19 protein-coding genes and 2 pseudogenes are annotated in these 18,294 nt (G+C 71.2%); 8 read left to right on the forward strand and 13 right to left on the reverse strand.

The genetic code is table 11. The features are described from left to right. Positions 1 to 143 precede the first annotated feature (143 nt). Positions 144 to 881 carry a bifunctional 1-(5-phosphoribosyl)-5-((5-phosphoribosylamino)methylideneamino)imidazole-4-carboxamide isomerase/phosphoribosylanthranilate isomerase PriA gene (gene priA, locus QP939_RS51110; protein WP_285454229.1) on the reverse strand — a complete coding sequence of 246 codons (738 nt, stop codon included), beginning with the start codon at positions 879 to 881 and terminating at the stop codon, positions 144 to 146. A 35-nt stretch (positions 882 to 916) separates the two neighbouring features. Beyond that, positions 917 to 1,535 (reverse strand): annotated as a pseudogene (gene hisH / locus QP939_RS51115) (imidazole glycerol phosphate synthase subunit HisH). 185 nt (positions 1,536 to 1,720) lie between these two features. Here hisH and QP939_RS51120 point away from each other — a divergent pair. From QP939_RS51120 to QP939_RS51130, 3 genes are read left to right on the forward strand one after another with little or no spacing between them, the layout of a single operon-like run. Continuing rightward, positions 1,721 to 1,909, forward strand: coding sequence for a hypothetical protein (locus tag QP939_RS51120; RefSeq protein WP_285454231.1), 189 nt, complete (start codon positions 1,721 to 1,723; stop codon positions 1,907 to 1,909). 49 nt (positions 1,910 to 1,958) lie between these two features. Further along, entirely contained in the window at positions 1,959 to 3,131 is a 1,173-nt protein-coding gene (locus QP939_RS51125; protein WP_285454233.1) for an acyl-CoA dehydrogenase family protein, read from the forward strand. Between the two features lie 37 nt (positions 3,132 to 3,168). Continuing rightward, positions 3,169 to 3,699, forward strand: a complete 531-nt coding sequence (locus tag QP939_RS51130; RefSeq protein ID WP_285454234.1) for an NIPSNAP family protein — start codon at positions 3,169 to 3,171, stop codon at positions 3,697 to 3,699. Here the strand turns inward: QP939_RS51130 and QP939_RS51135 are convergent. Further along, positions 3,685 to 4,284, reverse strand: coding sequence for an NUDIX hydrolase (locus tag QP939_RS51135; protein WP_285454235.1), 600 nt, complete (start codon positions 4,282 to 4,284; stop codon positions 3,685 to 3,687). The genes QP939_RS51130 and QP939_RS51135 overlap by 15 nt on opposite strands. Before the next feature lie 288 nt (positions 4,285 to 4,572). Between QP939_RS51135 and QP939_RS51140 the strand changes: the two genes are divergently transcribed. After that, positions 4,573 to 5,652 carry a hypothetical protein gene (locus tag QP939_RS51140; RefSeq protein ID WP_285454236.1) on the forward strand — a complete coding sequence of 360 codons (1,080 nt, stop codon included), beginning with the start codon at positions 4,573 to 4,575 and terminating at the stop codon, positions 5,650 to 5,652. Here QP939_RS51140 and QP939_RS51145 read toward each other — a convergent pair. Both QP939_RS51145 and QP939_RS51150 read right to left on the reverse strand, forming a co-directional pair. Continuing rightward, positions 5,630 to 6,514, reverse strand: coding sequence for a transketolase family protein (locus tag QP939_RS51145; RefSeq protein ID WP_434219621.1), 885 nt, complete (start codon positions 6,512 to 6,514; stop codon positions 5,630 to 5,632). The genes QP939_RS51140 and QP939_RS51145 overlap by 23 nt on opposite strands. 5 nt (positions 6,515 to 6,519) lie before the next feature. Beyond that, the gene (locus tag QP939_RS51150; RefSeq protein WP_285454239.1) at positions 6,520 to 7,212 is read right to left on the reverse strand and encodes a thiamine pyrophosphate-binding protein; all 693 of its coding nucleotides are present in this window, start codon (positions 7,210 to 7,212) and stop codon (positions 6,520 to 6,522) included. 52 nt (positions 7,213 to 7,264) lie between these two features. Here QP939_RS51150 and soxR point away from each other — a divergent pair, with 52 nt between their 5' ends. After that, positions 7,265 to 7,726 carry a redox-sensitive transcriptional activator SoxR gene (soxR, locus tag QP939_RS51155; RefSeq protein ID WP_285454240.1) on the forward strand — a complete coding sequence of 154 codons (462 nt, stop codon included), beginning with the start codon at positions 7,265 to 7,267 and terminating at the stop codon, positions 7,724 to 7,726. A 33-nt stretch (positions 7,727 to 7,759) separates the two neighbouring features. Next, positions 7,760 to 8,293, forward strand: coding sequence for an RNA 2'-phosphotransferase (locus QP939_RS51160; RefSeq protein WP_285454241.1), 534 nt, complete (start codon positions 7,760 to 7,762; stop codon positions 8,291 to 8,293). 40 nt (positions 8,294 to 8,333) lie between these two features. Here the strand turns inward: QP939_RS51160 and QP939_RS51165 are convergent, their stop codons facing one another. Next, positions 8,334 to 8,927 (reverse strand): TetR/AcrR family transcriptional regulator, encoded by a 594-nt coding sequence (locus QP939_RS51165; protein ID WP_285454242.1) that lies wholly within the window; start codon positions 8,925 to 8,927, stop codon positions 8,334 to 8,336. Between the two features lie 203 nt (positions 8,928 to 9,130). Between QP939_RS51165 and QP939_RS51170 the strand changes: the two genes are divergently transcribed. Beyond that, on the forward strand, positions 9,131 to 11,323 hold the full coding sequence (locus tag QP939_RS51170) for an MMPL family transporter (RefSeq protein WP_285454243.1): 2,193 nt from the start codon (positions 9,131 to 9,133) through the stop codon (positions 11,321 to 11,323). Between the two features lie 60 nt (positions 11,324 to 11,383). On the opposite strand, the gene QP939_RS51175 is transcribed toward QP939_RS51170, so the two are convergent. The 4 genes and pseudogenes from QP939_RS51175 to hisD all read right to left on the reverse strand — a co-directional run bounded on the left by QP939_RS51175 (position 11,384) and on the right by hisD (position 14,558). Then, positions 11,384 to 11,542, reverse strand: a complete 159-nt coding sequence (locus QP939_RS51175; RefSeq protein WP_285454244.1) for a hypothetical protein — start codon at positions 11,540 to 11,542, stop codon at positions 11,384 to 11,386. Further along, positions 11,539 to 12,138 carry an imidazoleglycerol-phosphate dehydratase HisB gene (hisB, locus tag QP939_RS51180; protein ID WP_285454245.1) on the reverse strand — a complete coding sequence of 200 codons (600 nt, stop codon included), beginning with the start codon at positions 12,136 to 12,138 and terminating at the stop codon, positions 11,539 to 11,541. Before hisB ends, QP939_RS51175 begins: the two co-directional genes overlap by 4 nt. Further along, positions 12,135 to 13,235: a histidinol-phosphate transaminase gene (locus QP939_RS51185; protein ID WP_285454246.1), complete on the reverse strand. Its 1,101-nt coding sequence runs from the start codon at positions 13,233 to 13,235 to the stop codon at positions 12,135 to 12,137. Before QP939_RS51185 ends, hisB begins: the two co-directional genes overlap by 4 nt. After that, positions 13,232 to 14,558: pseudogene (gene hisD, locus QP939_RS51190) on the reverse strand (histidinol dehydrogenase). Before hisD ends, QP939_RS51185 begins: the two are co-directional and overlap by 4 nt. A gap of 84 nt (positions 14,559 to 14,642) precedes the next feature. On the opposite strand from hisD, the gene QP939_RS51195 reads away from it, so the two are divergent. Then, positions 14,643 to 15,437, forward strand: a complete 795-nt coding sequence (locus tag QP939_RS51195) for a carbon-nitrogen hydrolase family protein (RefSeq protein ID WP_285454247.1) — start codon at positions 14,643 to 14,645, stop codon at positions 15,435 to 15,437. A gap of 65 nt (positions 15,438 to 15,502) precedes the next feature. Here QP939_RS51195 and QP939_RS51200 read toward each other — a convergent pair whose 3' ends face one another. The 3 genes from QP939_RS51200 to eccB are packed head-to-tail and all read right to left on the reverse strand — an operon-like array spanning position 15,503 to position 18,275. After that, a complete protein-coding gene (locus tag QP939_RS51200) occupies positions 15,503 to 16,150 on the reverse strand; it encodes a response regulator (protein WP_285454248.1) in 648 nt (215 codons plus the stop codon). Further along, a complete protein-coding gene (locus QP939_RS51205) occupies positions 16,147 to 16,842 on the reverse strand; it encodes a response regulator transcription factor (protein WP_285454249.1) in 696 nt (231 codons plus the stop codon). The genes QP939_RS51200 and QP939_RS51205 overlap by 4 nt, the downstream gene beginning before the upstream one ends. Before the next feature lie 11 nt (positions 16,843 to 16,853). Next, complete coding sequence (gene eccB, locus QP939_RS51210) at positions 16,854 to 18,275, reverse strand: type VII secretion protein EccB (protein ID WP_285454250.1); 1,422 nt, start codon at positions 18,273 to 18,275, stop codon at positions 16,854 to 16,856. Between the last annotated feature and the right edge of the window lie 19 nt (positions 18,276 to 18,294).

Below are 18,294 nucleotides of genomic sequence, written 5' to 3' on the forward strand. Positions count from 1 at the left end.
CCTTTTCGCACCATTCCGGGGCAGGATGGCGGCTACTCGCGGCCGCCCATGCGCTGAAGGGGACTTTGCTTGCGTCACATGCGCTGAAGGGGACTTTCACCGCATCACATGCACTGAACGTCCCCTTCAGCCCGCGGGTGCGGTCAGACCTTCGCGACCGCCGCAAGGGCCTCGGGCAGCGTGAACGCGCCCGCGTACAGCGCCTTCCCGACGATCGACCCCTCGACCCCGTCGGACGCCAGCCCGGCCAGCGCGACCAGGTCGTCCACACTGGACACCCCGCCGGAGGCGATCACCGGTGCGTCCGTGCGGGCCACGACGTCGCGCAGCAGCTCGAGGTTCGGGCCGCGCAGCGTGCCGTCCTTGCTCACGTCCGTCACCACGTAGCGGGACGCGCCGTCGCGGTCCAGGCGCTCCAGGACGTCCCACAGGTCGCCGCCGTCGGAGGTCCAGCCGCGGGCCGACAGCCGGTGGCCGGCCTCCGTGATCCGCACGTCCAGGCCGATCGCGACGCGGTCGCCGTACTCGCCGATCACGCGCGCCGTCCACTCCGGGTCCTCGAGCGCGGCCGTGCCGAGGTTGACGCGGCGGGCGCCGGTGGCCAGCGCGGCCTTCAGCGACGCGTCGTCGCGGATGCCGCCCGACAGCTCGACCTGGACGTCGAGCCGTCCGACGACCTCGGCCAGCAGCTCGCGGTTGCTGCCCTTGCCGAAGGCGGCGTCGAGGTCGACCAGGTGGATCCACTCGGCGCCGTCGCGCTGCCAGGCCAGCGCCGCCTCCAGCGGGCTGCCATAGGAGGTCTCGGTGCCGGCCTCGCCCTGGACGAGTCGCACGGCCTGGCCATCGGCCACATCAACGGCGGGAAGCAGCGTGAAAGTCACGCCCCAACTCTAGGGCCGTGGCCCCCGCCACCCGGTCAGAGGGTCGCGAGCCAGTTGCGGAGCAGGTGCGCGCCGGCGTCGCCGGACTTCTCCGGGTGGAACTGGGTCGCCCAGAGCGGCCCGTTCTCCACCGCGGCGACGAAGTCCTCGCCGTGGTTGGCCCAGGTGACCTTCGGCTCCTGGCCGGCCAGCCCGTCGAGCTTCCCACTTGCGCGCGGCGTAGGAGTGCACGAAGTAGAAGCGCTCGTCCGGGTCGAGCCCGGCGAACAGCTGCGAGTCCGCGGGCGCGCGCACGGTGTTCCAGCCCATGTGCGGCAGCACGTCGGCGTGGAGCCGGTCGACCACGCCCGGCCACTCCCCCGTGCCCTCGGTCTCCTCGCCGTGTTCGACGCCGCGGGAGAAGAGGATCTGCATGCCGACGCAGATGCCGAGCACCGGGCGGCCGCCGGCGAGGCGCTTGCCGATGATCCGGTGGCCCTTGACCTCCAGCAGGCCGGCCATGCAGGCCGAGAACGCGCCGACGCCGGGCACGACCAGGCCGTCGGCCTCGATCGCGGCATGCGGGTCGGCGGTGACCTCGACGTCGGCGCCCGCGCGCGCCACGGCGCGTTCGGCGGAGCGGAGGTTGCCGGAACCGTAGTCGAGGATCACCACACGAGACACGCCACCCAGCGTAGCCGTCGAGGAGTGGCGACCGGCGCGGCGCCCGGGCGATCCTGCAGGTGGCGGGCGGGCCGAAAATCTTGGTGGACGACGTTTCGGTCCCCCGGCCACTGGGTATCCAGTCACCCGATCGTGTGAGGTGTGCCCGCACGCGACCGGACGCCAGGGAGGCGAAGATGGCCGAGGACGATCTGCTGTCCCAGATGCTGAACGCCTGGCGTGACGACATCGAGAGCGTCCCGTTCCCGCAGTTCAGCGAGCTGCTGATCCCGCGTCAGCAGGTCCGCCCGCGGGGTGCTTCCCGCTGCTCGCGGCCCGGTTCTGTCGCCCGCGTGACGAACGCCACTCGGGGAACAGACGCCTGACTGTGGTTTCCTGCGGGGACCCGCATCGACGCGTCCCTTGGAGCCCGCTATGAGCCGCACCCCGGACCCGCACGACTTCCTCGACCTCGACGCCGGGCTCGCCGAAGAGGAGCGCGCCATCCGCGACGCCGTCCGCGCGTACGCGAAGGACAACCTGCTCGGCACCATCGCGGACTGGTACGAAACGGGCGCGCTGCCCGCGGCTGAGCTGGCCAAGGGGTTCGGCTCGCTGGGCCTGCTGGGCATGCACCTGGAGGGCTACGGCTGCGCGGGCACCAGCGCCGTCGCGTACGGCATCGCGTGCCGCGAGCTGGAGGCGGTGGATTCGGGGCTGCGGAGCTTCGTGTCGGTGCAGGGGTCGCTGGCGATGTACGCGATCCACAAGTGGGGCAGCGAGGAGCACCGGCAGGAGTGGCTGCCGAGGATGGCGACGGGTGAGGCGCTGGGCTGCTTCGGGCTGACGGAGCCGGACGCGGGCAGCGACCCGGGCTCGATGCGGACGCGCGCGGTGCGCGACGGGTCCGACTGGGTGCTGTCGGGCACGAAGATGTGGATCACCAACGGAACGGTCGCGGACGTCGCGGTGGTGTGGGCGCAGACGGACGACGGGATCCGCGGCTTCGTCGTCCCGACGTCGACGCCGGGCTTCACGGCGAACGAGGTGAAGCACAAGCTGTCCCTGCGGGCGTCGTTGACGGCCGAGCTGGTCCTCGACGGCGTCCGGTTGCCGGACTCGGCGGCGTTCCCCGAGGTCAGGGGCCTGCGCGGCCCGCTGTCGTGCTTGAACGAGGCGCGCTACGGGATCTTGTTCGGCGTCGTCGGCGCGGCTCGCGCGTGTTACGAGTCGGCGCTGGAGTACACGCTGTCGCGGTCGCAGTTCGGCAAGCCGCTGGCGGGCTTCCAGCTGACGCAGCGCAAGCTGGCCGACCTGGTGGTCGAGGTCAACCGCGCGGGGTTGGTGGCGATGCAGATCGGGCGGCTGAAGGACGCTGGCGAGCTGCACCACAACCACGTGAGCTTCGGCAAGATGGCGAACGTGCGCTCGGCGCTCGAGGTGGCCCGCACGGCCCGGTCGATGCTGGGCGCGAACGGGATTTCGCTGGAGTACCCGGTGATGCGGCACATGGCGAACCTCGAGACGGTGCTGACGTACGAGGGGACCGAGGAGATGCACGCGCTGTCCCTCGGCCAGGCGGTGACGGGGCTGGCGGCGTTCCGCTGACCGGTTTTTGTCGGTGGTGCCCGGTAGCTTCCGGGCCGTGGACTTTTCTTCGTTCGAGACGGTGCTGGAGCTGCGCCGCTACCAGCTGCGCCCGGGGCGGCGCGACGAGCTGATCTCGCTGTTCGAGCGCGAGTTCGTCGAGCCGCAGGAGGAGGCGGGGGCGCACCTGTTCGGCTTGTTCCGGGTGCCTTCGTCGCCGGACGAGTTCCTGTGGCTGCGGGGTTTCTCCTCCCTTGCGGCTCGCTTCGACGCGCTTTCCGCGTTCTACTCAGGGCCGGTGTGGCGGCGTTTCCGGGAGGCGGCCAACGCGACGATGGTGGACTCGGACAACGTGCTGCTGCTGCGTCCGGTCGTGCGCGGATTGGCTTCGCCGCCACCGGGGTCGGGGGTGCACGTTTCGCTGGAGGCTTCCCCGTCGGCGTTCGCGGTGTTCGAGACGGACCCTTCGCCGAACAACTTCCCGCAGTTGCCGGTGCGGACGGACGGGCCGTTCACGGTGTCGTTCAGCCGGGAGCCGTCGGCGTCGTCGGAAGAACTGGTGCCGACGGCGCGGTCACTGCTCCGATGAGAGGAGTCCGGTGAGGCCATTGGGGTAGAGGATCTTGCTGCCGCGCATGAAGTCGTCGACGGCAACCCACCGCGCGGTGGCGGGGTCGTCGAGGATCTTCATCTCTTCGTGCTCGTAGCGGCTCTGGTCGACGAAGGTGGCTTCGTAGAGGAAGGCGATCTCGTGGCCGGGATTGCCGCGCCAGGTGTAGACGTTCTCGAGGACACCGAGCAGCGGCCCGACTTCGATGTCGGCGTCGAGTTCTTCGCGAAACTCGCGCTCGAGGGCGTCCCGGCTGTGTTCGCCGAACTCGACGCCACCACCGAGGGGGCGGTAGTAGGTCTCGTTCTTGACGTCGTCCCGCCCTTCGAAGACGAGGAGTTCGTGCTGCCGCCGGATGACACCGAGCGCGATCGGCCGGATGCGGGACCCCATGGAGGTCACGCTATCGGTCCGGAGTTCACGAAGCAGCCCCCAGCCGAGAAGCCCGCTCCCGCCGACGACCAACGCGCCCAGCGCGAGCCACGCGTACCCGGCACCGAACTCCCCGGCGACGGCGACCACAACGATCCCCACGGCGGGCAACGCCCAGGGCGAAAACCCCATCACCACCTCGTCCCGGCCGGTCGACTGAGCCTGAATGCTGACCTAACATGGTCGGATCCTGGAGGGCGGGGTGAGGCGGATGCGCGTATTCCGGCTCGCGCTCGACCTCGTCCAGTTGATCTCCGGGCTCGGATTCAATGATCCGCCGTCACGGATGCCTGGGCGGCGGCGCCGTCCCGGTGGCGGACGCCGGTGCCCTCGCGACTCGTGCGACGGCACTCTCCGCCGCAACAACGACGGCGGTCAAACCTGCACGAAGTGCGGTTATCGAGTCGGCGGGCGGGGATCGTGAGCGCCACGTCGTTCACCGGAGCCACGCTTGACGTCGGTAGCCGGGTCGGCCGGTACTTCGGGCTCGTCAGCATGGTGCCGGCGCTCTTCTTGGTGCTCTGGTCCGCCGCACTGGCCACGAGCGGAGCCTGGCAAGGGCCGCCGCACCCGGAATGGATCGGGCCGCGCCTCGGGAGCTGGTCGATCGCGGGGGTGGCGTGGCTGCTGCTGGCGAGCCTGGCGACCGGACTCTTCCTGCACCCGCTCCAGTTCGCGATGACCCAGGTACTCGAAGGCTACTGGGGACATTCGCGGGTCGCGCGCGTTCTCCTGTGGGCCCGCATCCGCCATCACCGCCGCCGGCTGCAGGCGACGCACAAAGCCGTAGCCCGGCTCGATGACCGGCTCGTGGACCGGATCGACGAAGTGATCGGGCAGATCAGGCGCTCCGATCCGGATCGTGTGGCGGGACTGTCCGCCGAAGAACAGGCGCGGGTCGTCCTGCATTCACCTGAAGGCAACGGGCTGGGCGGGCTGCTGGCGGCGGGTGAAGCAGCCCACCACGCGGGCGAACGTTATCCCGAGCTCGACCGGATCATGCCCACCCGGCTGGGGAACGCCTTGCGCCGCGAAGAAGACCGCGCCGGGGGCCAGTACGGGATCGACGCGATGCTGACCGCTCCCCATTTCGCGTTGGTCGCCGCCGACAAGCACGTGCAGTACCTGAAGGACACCCGCCAGCAGATGGACACGTCCGTTCGCCTGTGCGTCGTCTCCCTGCTCGGCTCGCTGGAAGCGGCGGCCTGTCTGCTCACGGACGGCTGGTGGTTGCTGGTCGCGCTGGTCCCCTATGCGCTGGCGTACCTCGCTTATCGCGCCGCGGTCGCAGCGGCCGACGAGTACACCACGGCGGTGAAGACCGTGATCGACCTGAACAGGTTTTCGCTCTACGAAAGCCTGAACGTGGAGCGTCCCCACGACCTGCGGGAAGAACGGCACAACAATGAAAAGCTGATGCGGGTTCTCGAAGGCGAATACGTGAACCTCCGTTATCGCAAGCCCGCAGCCGCTCCTCCTATACCCCCAGGAACTCCCTGATCGACAGTCCCAGCGACCCGGCATCCAGCCCGTGCGCCAGATCGTGGTCCGCGATCCCCCCATAGGTCCGCACCTCGGCATCCCGCCGAACTCCCAAAGACTTCACCCGGTGCGGCACGTCGGAAAGCGCCTCCGCCACCCAATGAGCCGAAGTCCCGGCGAGATAAGGCTCCACGAGCACAACATCACCACAAGCCGAGGAAACCGCCGACCGCAGCCCAGCCGCGTCGAACGGCCGAATAGTCGACGCGTACAACACCGTGACGTCCAATCCCGCACAAGCCCGGAGCACCCGATCCAGCATCGGCCCGACCGCCACGACCACGCCCGAAGACCCGAACCGCAGCCGCGTGAAGCCGACGCCCAAGTGCGGCGACCCGTTCGACTGAGCCGAAAGTCGCACGTACACCCGCCCGTCTCCCGGGATCGACTCCAGCACCAACCGCCGGGCCTCCTCCTCGTGTCCGGGTACGTGCACCGTCCACTCCGGCAGCGAATCCAGCAGCGCCACGTCCCCCGGTGCCTGGTGCGTGCGACCCGCCGTCGGCATGTCGTACGACCCTCCCCACGACACCAGCACCCCGCCGACGTCCTGGTGCGAAAAGTCCAGCTTGATCTGCTCGAACCCGCGCTCCACCAGGAACGACGGGAACGTGTGCACGATCGGCCGCAGCCCCGCCAACGCCAGGCCCGCGCCCACGCTCACCATCAGCTGTTCGCGGATCCCGACGTTGATCACCCGATCCGGGTGCCGGCGCGCCGCGGCCGCCAGCTGGGCCGCCGAGATGTCCGCCAGCACCACCGCCACGTCCGGGTCCGCGTCGAGGATCTCCTCCGTGGTCTTCAAAAACGTTTCCCGCACGACATTCACCCCTTCGGCTCGACGACGGCGACCACCGCGAGCGGACGGCCGGGGTGGGCGGCCGTGAACGCCTCGTACAACGAAGCGTGATCACGGCCCGACACCGTGCGCGTCTCCCAGCCTTCGACCTCGAACCGCCGTGCGATGCCGCCCGGCCAGCCGTGCGTCGACGACTGGTTGTCGATCACCACCGTCGTCAGGTTCTCCAGGCCGGACCGGGCCGCGACGACGATCGCCTCGTGGTTCGAGCCCTCGTCCAGCTCCGCGTCTCCCACCAACGTGACCACCCGAGGTCGTGTCAGACCCTTGGCGCGCAGGCCCAGCGCTGTCCCGAGGGCGATCGGCAGGCCGTGCCCCAGGGAGCCGCTCGAGATCTCCACGCCCGGGATGCGGCGGCGGTCCGGGTGGTGGCCCAGGCGCGACAGCGCGTTGGACCACGTCGGCAGCTCCTCCTCGGCCAAGAAGCCCTTCGCCGTCAGGACCGCGTAGTACGCCATCGGCCCGTGCCCCTTGGACAGCAGGAAACGGTCGCGGTCGGGCGCGCGGAAATTGCCGGGCGTGATGTCGAGCACGCGGTCGTACAGCACCCACAGCACGTCCACAGTGGACTCGGCGGCGGCGCGGTGCTTGTCGTCGCCGGTCATCAACGAGATCAGGCGGGGCAGCTCGGCGTAGCCCGGTTCGGTCGCGGTGGTCATGCTCCGACGATGCAACCTCGACTAAACTCGAAGTCAAGGATAGCCTGACCTGGTGACGAGGCTCGCTGAACATCTCAGCATCGGACAGGTCGCGGAACGCAGCGGTGTTCCGCACACGGCACTGCGGTTCTACGAGGAAAAAGGGCTGATCAGCTCGGAACGCTCGGCCGGCAACCAGCGCCGCTACCCGCGGTCGGTGCTGCGGCGGATCGCGTTCATCCGCGCGGCGCAACGGGTCGGGCTCTCCCTCGAAGACATCAGCTCGGCGCTGGCCACCCTGCCCGAAGACCACGCGCCGACGAAGGCCGACTGGGCGCGGCTCTCGCGCGACTGGCAGCACGAGCTCGACGCGCGCATCGACGCCCTGCAGCGCCTCCGCGACCGGCTCACCGGCTGCGTCGGCTGCGGGTGCCTGTCGCTGCGCAGCTGCGCGCTCTACAACAGCGACGACGAGCTGGCCCGCTTCGGCCCGGGGGCGAGCAAGCTGCGGCCCGCCGTCGAGGGTGGCATCTAAATCGCTTGCCCGGGGCGGGATCCTGGAAGCGGAATGAACGAACAAGAAACGATCCGCCTCTCGAAACGCCTGGCGAGGCACCTGCGCCACGATCCCGCCGCCCTCGGCCTCACCCTCAGCCCCGACGGCTGGGCCCCGGTCGACGCGCTCCTGCACGCGCTCGCGATCAGCCGCGAGCAACTAGACGAGGTCGTCGAGACGAACAACAAGCGCCGCTTCGCCTTCGACGAAACCGGCACGCGCATCCGGGCGAGCCAGGGGCACAGCGTCTCGGTCGACCTCGGGCTGCCGGACGCGGCACCACCGGAAGTGCTCTACCACGGCACGGTGGCGAAGCTCCTCGACGCGATCCTGCGCGAAGGCCTGCGACCGATGAAGCGGCACGCGGTCCACCTGTCGGCGACGGTCGAGACCGCCCGCACGGTGGGCGCCCGCCGCGGCAAACCGGTGCTCCTCCACATCGACGCGGCGGCGATGGCCGAGGCGGGCCACGCGTTCCAGGTGAGCGCGAACGGAGTCTGGCTGACGGCTTCCGTGCCGCCGGAGTACCTCCACCGCATCGGGTAGCTCCCGAGGCGGCACTTTCACGTGAAAGTGCCGCCCGCGCTCAGGCCGTCGAGACCGGGTTCAACCCGCGGCGCCGGGGGCGGCCCAGCAAGCGCCGCCCCACGTCGAGCAGTTCCGTGCGCAGCTCTTCGTCGTCCAGCCTCGCCAAGTCCGGTGAGCCGCCCGCCATCGCGATGCCCGTCAATGTCACCATCGCGTTGACCCGCGCCGCCGCGTCCGGGTTCGGGCCCGACAAGATCCCCAGCAACGCCCGGCCGAACCCCTCCATGCCGCCGTGCGCGGACTTCTCGATCGCGCGCGCGATGCCCGGGTCGCTCGAAAACAACGCCACCAGCGCCCGGTGGCGGATCACCAGGTCGACGAACCCCTCCAGCAGCAGGTCCACCTGCGCGCCCCGGCGCTTCTGCGCCGCCGCGCGCAGCACCAGCTCGTCCAGGTCGCGCACCCCCGGCTCGGCCACCGCCTCGGTGATTTCCGCCTTCGTCTTGAAGTGGTAGTACACCGCGGCCTTCGTCACCCCGAGCGCGTCGGCGATCATCTGCAGCGACGTGCCCTCGACCCCGTGTTCGGTGAACAGCCGCAACGCGGTCTGCAGCAGTCGGGTCCGGGTGTCCTCGGCCGGGCCGGCGGTCATTCATCCTCCTCAGCGAGCCGTCGGAGCGTACGTCACGCCCTGTCGATCGGCAAACCGCTTACTAGCCGATCGGCTGGGATAAACCTTGCTGTTCGGCAAGTCACATACTTGCCGATCGGCTTGGAGTCGCCTTGCCGATCGGCTAGCGTGGGACTCACCAGATGGAGTGAACCGACCCCGTTCGGGCGAAACGGAGCTGACTCGTGGCGACCTTCCTGTACCGGCTCGGCCGGTTGTCCTACCGACGGCGAGCGCTGGTCGCCGCCGTCTGGGCGGCCGTCCTCGTGGCGCTCGGGCTGGGCGCGCTGACGCTCTCGGGCCAGCTGTCGAACTCGGTGACCATCCCCGGCACCGAGTCGCAGCGGGCCATCGACCAGCTGACCGAGAAGTTCCCGCAGGCCAACGCCGGTGGCGCCACCGCGCGCGTCGTCATCGAGACGCCCGCCGGGACCACCGTGACCGACGCGAAGGGCAAGGCCGCCGTCGAAGCGCTGGTCGCGCAGCTGAAGACGGCGCCGAAGGTCGCCGCCGTCGTCGACCCCTTCCAGGCGCAGTCGATCTCACCCGACCGGCGCGTCGCCCTCGCCCAGGTCAGCTACGGCGCGAAGGCGTACGAGCTCACCGACGAGGACCGCCAGGCCCTGCTGGACACCGCGAACGCGAGCCGCGACGCCGGGTTCACCGTCGAGTTCGGCGGTGACGCCGTGCAGGGCATCCCGGCCACCGGCGCCACCGAAGGACTGGGCGTCGCGGTCGCGGCCGTCGTGCTGATCATCACCTTCGGCTCGCTGCTCGCGGCCGGGATCCCGCTGCTCACCGCGCTGATCGGGGTCGGCATCGGGATGGCGGGCATCCTGCTCGCCTCCGGCGTGACCGAGCTGAACTCCAACACGCCGATCCTGGCGCTGATGATCGGGCTGGCCGTCGGCATCGACTACGCGCTGTTCATCGTGTCGCGCTACCGGCACGAGCTGAGCGTCGGCCGAGACCCCGAGGAAGCCGCCGGGCGCGCCGCGGGCACCGCCGGTTCGGCCGTCGTGTTCGCCGGGCTCACCGTCATCATCGCGCTGGCCGGGCTGACCGTCGTCGGCATCCCGTTCCTCGGCCAGATGGGCGTCGCCGCCGCGGTGACCGTCGCGATCGCCGTGCTCATCGCCCTGACGCTGCTGCCCGCGGTGCTCGGGTTCGCCGGGCACCGGGTGGCCGGCGGCCGCATCCGGCTGCGCCGCAAGCCGGTCGAACGGACGCACGGCGAGCGCTGGGCGCGGTTCGTCGCCCGCCACCGGATCCCGGTCCTGCTGGTCGCGCTGGCCGGGATGGCCGTCGTCGCGCTGCCGGCGCTCGGCATGCAGCTGGGCCTGCCCAACGACAGCACCGCGGCGCCCGAGTCGACGCAGAAGAAGGCCTACGACATCGCGAGCCGCAGCTTCGGCGAGGGCTCGAACGGGCCGCTGCTGGTCGTCGTCGACACCGGCGCCAGCACCAACCGCCAGGCCGCGCTCGGCCAAGCCGCCGCCGACATCCAGAAGCTGCCCGACGTCGCCGCCGTCACTCCCCCGCGCGTCAACCAGACCGGTGACACGGCGTTGCTGACGGTGATCCCGAAGAGCGGGCCGAGCAGCACCCAGACCGAGGACCTGGTGGCGGCGATCCGCGCCGAGTCGGGCGTGCTGGAGAACGCGACGGGCGCCAAGCTGGCGGTCACCGGCCAGACGGCGGCGAACATCGACGTCTCGGAGAAGCTGTCGGACGCGATGCTGCCGTACCTCGCGCTGATCGTCGGGCTCGCGTTCGTGCTGCTGATGCTGGTGTTCCGGTCGGTGGTGGTGCCGCTGAAGGCGACGATCGGTTTCCTCGGCTCGGTCGCGGCGACGTTCGGCGCGGTGGTCGCGGTGTTCCAGTGGGGCTGGCTGACCGACCTGCTGGGTGTCGAGTCGACCGGGCCGATCATGAGCATGCTGCCGATCCTGCTGATCGGCGTGCTGTTCGGGCTGGCGATGGACTACCAGGTGTTCCTGGTGACGCGGATGCGCGAGGAGCACGTCCACGGCGCCGACCCGCAGGAGGCCATGGTGACCGGCTTCCGCCACGGCGCGCGGGTGGTCGTCGCGGCGGCGCTGATCATGATCAGCGTGTTCGCCGGGTTCGTGCTGGCCGAGTCGACGCTGATCCAGTCGATCGGGTTCGCGCTGGCGTTCGGCGTGCTGGTGGACGCGTTCGTGGTCCGTATGACGCTGGTGCCGGCGGTGATGTCCCTGCTGGGCCGCGGCGCGTGGTGGCTGCCGAAGTGGCTCGACCGGATCCTGCCGGACGTCGACGTCGAGGGCGAGAAGCTCACGAAGCACCTCGACGCCCCGGGCGACGAGCCCCGCGAGCTGGTCGGCGCTAGCCGCTAGCCAACGCCGTGAAGGGCACCCTCATGGGCCTTGTAGCCCGGAGGGTGCCCTTCATCGCATTCAGCTCGAGAACCAGAAGATGGCGCCGCCCACCGCGAGCAGCGCCGCGATGCCCAGCACCACCGCCATGAACTTGGCCGTCTTCCAGGTCGAATAGACCCCGCCCACCAGGAATCCGCCGAGGGCCAGCAGGAGGACGCCGACGACTCCGTTGCTCACAGCACACCCTTCGTGGAGGGGATGCCGCCCGCGCGCGGGTCCGGCTCCGTCGCCGCGCGCAAGGCCCGCGCCACCGCCTTGTACTCCGCCTCCGCGATGTGGTGCGGGTCGCGGCCGTGGATCACGCGGACGTGCAGCGCGATCTGCGCGTGGAACGACAGCGAGTCGAACACGTGCCGCGTCAGGACGAACGGGTAGTTGTTGCCGATCGTGAAGGTGTTGAACTGCTCCGGCTCGCCCACGTGCACGCAGTACGGCCGCCCCGAGACGTCGATCGCCGCGTGGGCCAGTGTTTCGTCCATCGGGATCCACGCGTCGCCGAAGCGGCGGATTCCGCTCTTGTCGCCCAGTGCCTGGCGGATCGCCTGGCCCAGCACGATCGCCGTGTCCTCGACCGTGTGGTGCGCGTCGATGTGGATGTCGCCGGTCGCCTCGACCTTGAGGTCCAGGGAACCGTGGACGCCGAACGCCGTCAGCATGTGGTCGTAGAACGGCACGCCGGTGGAGATCTCGACCTCGCCCGTGCCGTCGAGGTCCAGCTGCACGAAGATCGAGGACTCCTTGGTGGTCCGTTCGACCTTGCCGATGCGGGTCATCGCGAGACTTCCTTACTCGCCTCGAGGAAGGCGTCGTTCTCTTCCGGGGTGCCGATGCTCACGCGCAGGTGCCCGGGGATGCCGGGATCGCGGATCAGCACCCCCTCGTCCAGATAGGACTGCCAGGCGGCGTGCGGGTCCGAAAAGCGTCCGAAGAGGACGAAGTTCGAGTCGCTCGGCACCGGGTCGTAACCCAGCCCCGCCAACGCTTCCACGACGCGGTCGCGTTCCGCGGCCAGCTTGTGCACACTGTCCAAAGTGGCGTCCGCGTGCCGCAGCGCCGCGCGCGCCGCCGCCTGCGTCAGGCGCGAGAGGTGGTACGGCAGGCGCACCAGCTGCAGCGCGTCGACCACCGCCGGCGCCGCCGCCAGGTAGCCGAGCCGCCCGCCCGCGAACGCGAACGCCTTGCTCATCGTCCGCGAGACGATCAGCCGCGCCGGGTAGTCCGCCAGCAGGTGCACCGCGCTCGGCTGCGACGAAAACTCCGCGTACGCCTCGTCGACGACGACGATCCCGGTCGACGCGTCCAGCACCGCGCGCAGCTCGTCGAGCGGGATCGAGCCGCCCGTCGGGTTGTTCGGGCTGGTGACGAACACGACGTCGGGCTGCTTCTCGCGGATCACCGACGCCGCCGCGACCGTGTCGAGCGTGAAGTCGTCGCGGCGCGGCGCCGGAACCCACTCGGTGCGGGTGCCGGACGCGATGATCGGGTGCATCGAGTACGACGGCTCGAAGCCCAGCGCGCTGCGCCCCGGCCCGCCGAAGGCCTGCAGGATCTGCTGCAGCACCTCGTTGGACCCGTTGGCGGCCCAGACGTTCGCCTCCGACAGCACCACCCGCGTCGACACGCTCAGGTAGTCGGCCAGGTCCTGGCGCAGCGCCACGGCGTCGCGATCCGGGTAGCGGTGCAGCTCGCCAGCCTCGAGACGGACCGCCTCCGCGACGTCCGCGACCAGCTCCGGCGGCGGCGGGTACGGGTTTTCGTTGGTGTTGAGCCGGACCGGGACGTCCAGCTGCGGCGCGCCGTACGGCGTCTTGCCGCGCAGGTCCTCCCGCAGCGGCAATTCGTCCAGCGTGACCTCTTCGCCGATCGTCATCGGACCGAACCTCCGAAGCGCGCGCTGACGGCCTCGCCGTGGGCGGGCAGGTCTTCGGCGTTGGCCAGCGCGACGACGCGGCCGGCGACCTCGCGCAGCGCGTCCTCGGAGTAGTCCACGACGTGGATCCCCTTGAGGAAGCTCTGCACGGACAGGCCCGAGGAGTGGCGGGCGAACCCGCCGGTGGGCAGCACGTGGTTGGACCCGGCGCAGTAGTCGCCGAGCGACACCGGGGCGTACGCGCCGACGAAGATCGCGCCCGCGTTGCGGACCCGAGCCGCGACCTCGCGCGCGTTCGCCGTCTGGATCTCCAGGTGCTCGGCGGCGTAGGCGTCCACCACGCGCAGCCCGTCGTCCACTGTGGACACCAGGATCACGCCGGACTGCTTGCCGCCCAGCGCTTCGGCGACGCGCTCGGTGTGCTTCGTCGCCGCGACGCGGCCGACGAGTTCCTTGTCGACCGCGTCGGCCAGCTCGGGCGAAGTGGTCACCAGGACGCTCGCGGCTAGGGGGTCGTGCTCGGCCTGGCTGATCAGGTCGGCGGCGACGTGCACCGGGTCGGCCGTCTCGTCGGCGAGGATGGCGATCTCGGTGGGCCCGGCCTCGGCGTCGATGCCGATCAGGCCGCGCAGGAGCCGCTTGGCCGCGGTGAGGTAGATGTTGCCGGGGCCGGTGACGATGTCGACCGGGGCGAAGCTCGGAGCCGTCGGTGTCCGTGCCGCCGTACGCCAGCAGCGCGACGGCCTGCGCGCCGCCGACCGCCCACACTTCGTCGACGCCGAGCAGCTCGGCCGCGGCGAGGATGGTCGGGTGCGGCAGCCCGCCGAACGCGGCCTGCGGCGGCGAGCACACGACGAGCGAGCCGACGCCGGCGATCTGCGCCGGGACGACGTTCATCACCACGGTCGAGGGGTACACGGCCAGCCCGCCCGGGGCGTACAGCCCGACGCGCTCGACCGGCACCCACTTCTCGGTGACCGTGCCGCCCTCGACCACGGTGGTCGTGACGTCGGTGCGGCGCTGCTCGGCGTGCACCTTCCGGGCGCGGGTGATCGACTCCTCCAGCGCGGCGCGGACGGCCGGGTCCAGCTCCGCGAGGGCCTCGGTCAGCTTCTCCCGCGGCACGCGCACCGAGGCGGGCCGCACCTTGTCGAACTTCTCCGTGTACTCGAGGACGGCTTCGACACCGCGGTCGCGGACCGCCTCGACCACCGGGCGCACGTGATGCAGCGCGGCGTCCACGTCGTATTCGGCGCGTGGGAGCGTCGCGCGCAGTTCGGCGGCGGTCGGGACCTGCCCGCGCAGGTCGGTGCGGTTCAACATGCCCTCCAGGGTACGAGGTCACGCCCAGCGGCTTTTCAGCGATACTCGCCAGTGACGGCCGATCCCAGCATGCAGGAGGCAGCGGTGGCGCGAATCGCGTTGTGCCAGGTCAACTCGGGTGACGATCCGGAGGCGAACCTGAAGCTGATTCGCTCCGGCGTCGAGGCCGCGGTGGCCGACGGCGCGCGGATCGTGGTGTTCCCCGAAGCGACCATGGCCCGCTTCGGCCGTCCGCTGGCGCCGGTCGCGGAGCCCCTGGACGGGCCGTGGGCCTCGGCGGTGGCCGCCGTCGCCGCCGAGCACGACGTGGTGGTCGTCGCGGGGATGTTCACCCCGGCCGACGGCGACCGGGTGCACAACACGCTGCTGGTCACCGGCGGCGGGCACCACCGCGGCTACGACAAGATCCACCTCTACGACGCGTTCGGCTTCGCCGAGTCCGACACGGTCGCCCCCGGGTCCGCGGTGACCACCTTCGAGCTGGACGGCGTCGTCTACGGCGTCGCGACCTGCTACGACGTGCGGTTCCCGGAGCTGTTCCGGGCACTGGCCGACGACGGCGCCGACGTCGTCCTGCTGCCCGCGTCGTGGGGCGCGGGCGAGGGCAAGCGCGAGCAGTGGGAGGTCCTGGTGCGGGCACGCGCCCTCGACTCGGGCTGCTGGGTGCTGGCCTGCGGCCAGGCCGACCCCGCGGCGACGGGCCTCTCGGTCAACCCGAAGGCGCCGACGGGGATCGGGTATTCCCTGGTCGCGGACGGTTTCGGCCGGGTCGCGGCGGCGGCCGGAGCGGGCCCGGAGACGCTCGTGGTGGACGTCGACCCGGCGGTGTCGGCCAAGGCCCGCACGGCGACGGGAGCCCTGGCCAACCGCCGCCTCTGACGCCCCAATGTGGCGTTGGGTGCGTTGGACGCACCCAACGCCACATTGGGGCGCTTGGGACGGGGCTAGCGGAGCAGGCCCTCGCGGATCGCCACCCGGACGAAGCCCGCGCGACGCCGTTCGCCCGTCTTGTCGCGGATGCGGTCCAGGTAGGACCGGACCGTGCGGACGCTGATGTTGAGGATCTCCGCGACGTCGACGTCCCGCTCGCCTGCCGCCACCAGCCGCAGCACCTGCTTTTCCCGCTCCGACAACACGATCTTCGGTCCCGCGTGCCGCTCTTCGCTGTCCTGGATGATCATCCCGGCCAGCGTCGGCGACACGTACGCGTTGTCGTCGGCGATCGTGCGGATCGCGCGCAGGAGCTCGTCGCCGTCGACGTCCTTCGACAGGAACCCCTTCGCGCCTGCCTGCATCGCGCCGAGCACCTCCGGCTGTTCCGCGTGCGCGGACACCACCAGCACCTTGTGCCCCATCTGCCCCACTTCCAGAACCGCGGCCGCGTCCTGGACGCCGCGCAGCTTGAGGTCGAGCACGACCACGCTGCCCGGTGGCTGGTCCTGGACCGCGAACCGGGCCACGGAGTCGGCGACCGCGCCCAGCTCGATGTCCGGAGCCTCGGTGAGCACGCGGCTGAGCGCGTACCGGTAGAGCGGGTGGTCCTCGATCACGCCGACCTTGATGCGCCGCGGGGACGGCGCTTCGTCGCTCATTTGCGGCCGCCGCGCCGCGGGCCCGAGCCGCCGATGAGGCCGCGCCGGATGGCCTCCTTGACCAGGCCCGGCCGCCGCCGTTCGCCGGTCTTGTCGCGGATGCGGTCGAGGTAGCCCCGCACCGTCCGGACGCCGATGCCGAGGATCAGCGCGATGTCGACGTCGCGCTCCCCCGCCGCCACCAGCCGCAGCACCTGCTCCTCGCGCGGCGACAGCTCGACCTCCGCCGCGGCCGGCGGGCGGTCGGCGTTGTCCTTCATGATCATCCCGGCGACCACGGCCGAGACGTACGCGCCGCCGTCGGCGACCGTCTTGATCGCGATCAGCAGCTCGTCGGCGTCGACGTCCTTCGACAGGAACCCGCGGGCCCCCGCCGCGATCGCGCCGAGCACGACTTCCGGCTCCGCCTGGGCGGAGACGACGAGCACGTGGTGGCCGAGCTCGCAGACCTCCAGCACCGCCGCCGCGCCCGCGACCCCGGGCAGGCCCAGGTCGAGCAGCACCACGCTCCCCGGCGGCTGCCGGTGCACGTGGAAGCGGGCGACCGAGTCGACCACCGCGCCGAGCTCGACGAAGTCGGCCTCGGCGAGCACGCGCTCCACCGAAACGCGGTACAGCGGGTGGTCCTCGATGACCGCGACCCGGACCCGCCCCTGGCCCACTTCGTCGTCGGTCGAACGCTCTTCTGTCATCTGCACGACTTTCACCCCGTTCCACCCGACGGAGCCGGCCGCCCGGCCGTGGCCGGGTCCAGCGCGGGGCCCGTCGGCACCAATGCCAGCAAACTACCTGCGACCGGCTGCCTGGCCACGCCTCCGTAGCCGAGCGCGGCCAACGCCTGGGCGTTCACCACCGGGTACTTCCGGCCTGTGTCGGTCACCAGATACGTGGTGGCCGAACCGGATTCGACGACGACGGCGCCTCCCGAAGGAGGGACCCACACCTCGTCCGCCACCCGTGCTTCGGTCCGTGTCGCGACCTGGATTGCTTTCGCGCCAACGGGAAGCGGGAATTCGGCCGAAACGAGCAACCGGCTGCCCTGAACGCACAACGCGACGGAGTTCCCCGTGATCGGCGCCTTCCCGGGAATGCGGTCGGGGTAGGCCGCCGGGTCGGCGCCGCCGGTGCGGGGGGCGGAGATCTTCGGCGCGGCGGCGACGTCGGCGGCGCGGACCTCGACCGGCGCGGGCGGCCCTTCGTAGGCAGCCGCGTTGGCTTCCGTCGTCACCAGGAGGCTCGCTTCGGTCTGGCCGACCGGTTCGAGGCCGTCGCGGCGCACGACGTAGTAGGACGTCGCGGTGCCGGGCGCGGCCATCGCGTCCACGACGGCGAGGACTTCCCCGACGCGGGTGTCGCGACCGCCGACCTTCGGGCCGCGGTCGCCGACGCCGTCGACCGGCAGCGCGGTGAGGTCGCGCCCGGCCGGGACGGTGTCGATCCAGCGCGCGGACACCGCGATCGTCGGGTAGCTGTCGAACTGCAACGCGGCCGCGGCTTCGTCGCTGAGCTGGTAGCGGCGCCCGGCGGCGAGCAGGAACCGCTCGCCCTGCGGCAGCCGCACGATCACGCCCTGGTCGCGCGGCACTTCGACGCCGGAGGCGGGCGCGGCGAGCAGGACGGCCGTGCGCGGTTCCGCCGACGCGGGCGCGTCCTGGGTGGTGCGGCTGCAGCTGGTCCACGGGGTGGTGACGAGCGCGGTCCGGGCGGGCAGCGAGTCGGGGGCGCCGGGGATGCCGATCTGGGTGCCGCGGCCGGCCTTGCCGAGGTTCTCCGGCGAGACGGACACGGTCGCGTCGCCGTTGCCGCCGGCCAGCAGCCGCGCGGAGGCGTAGTTGAGCACCGGGTGCAGCACGCCGTCGGCGCCGAGCACGAACCGCGCGCCGGTGCCCTCCTCGACGATCACCTTGCCGCCCTCGAGCCAGTCCTTGCCGCCGGAGGGGTTCAGCAGACCGATGATCCCGAAGACGGCGGTGACGAGCAGGGCGGCGACGAGCCCCAGCACGGTCCCCAGCACGAGCCGGCGGCTGGGCGAGACGGGGTGGTTGGCGTCGGCGGCGACGAGCGCGGAGACGAGCCTGCGGCGGAGGAACTGGTACGCCTGGATCTGGTCCCGCTGCGTCCACACGCTGCTGTGCCCCCGGCTG

Origin of the sequence: Amycolatopsis nalaikhensis, assembly GCF_030264295.1 — a bacterium.
GTDB classification, from domain to species: domain Bacteria; phylum Actinomycetota; class Actinomycetes; order Mycobacteriales; family Pseudonocardiaceae; genus Amycolatopsis; species Amycolatopsis nalaikhensis.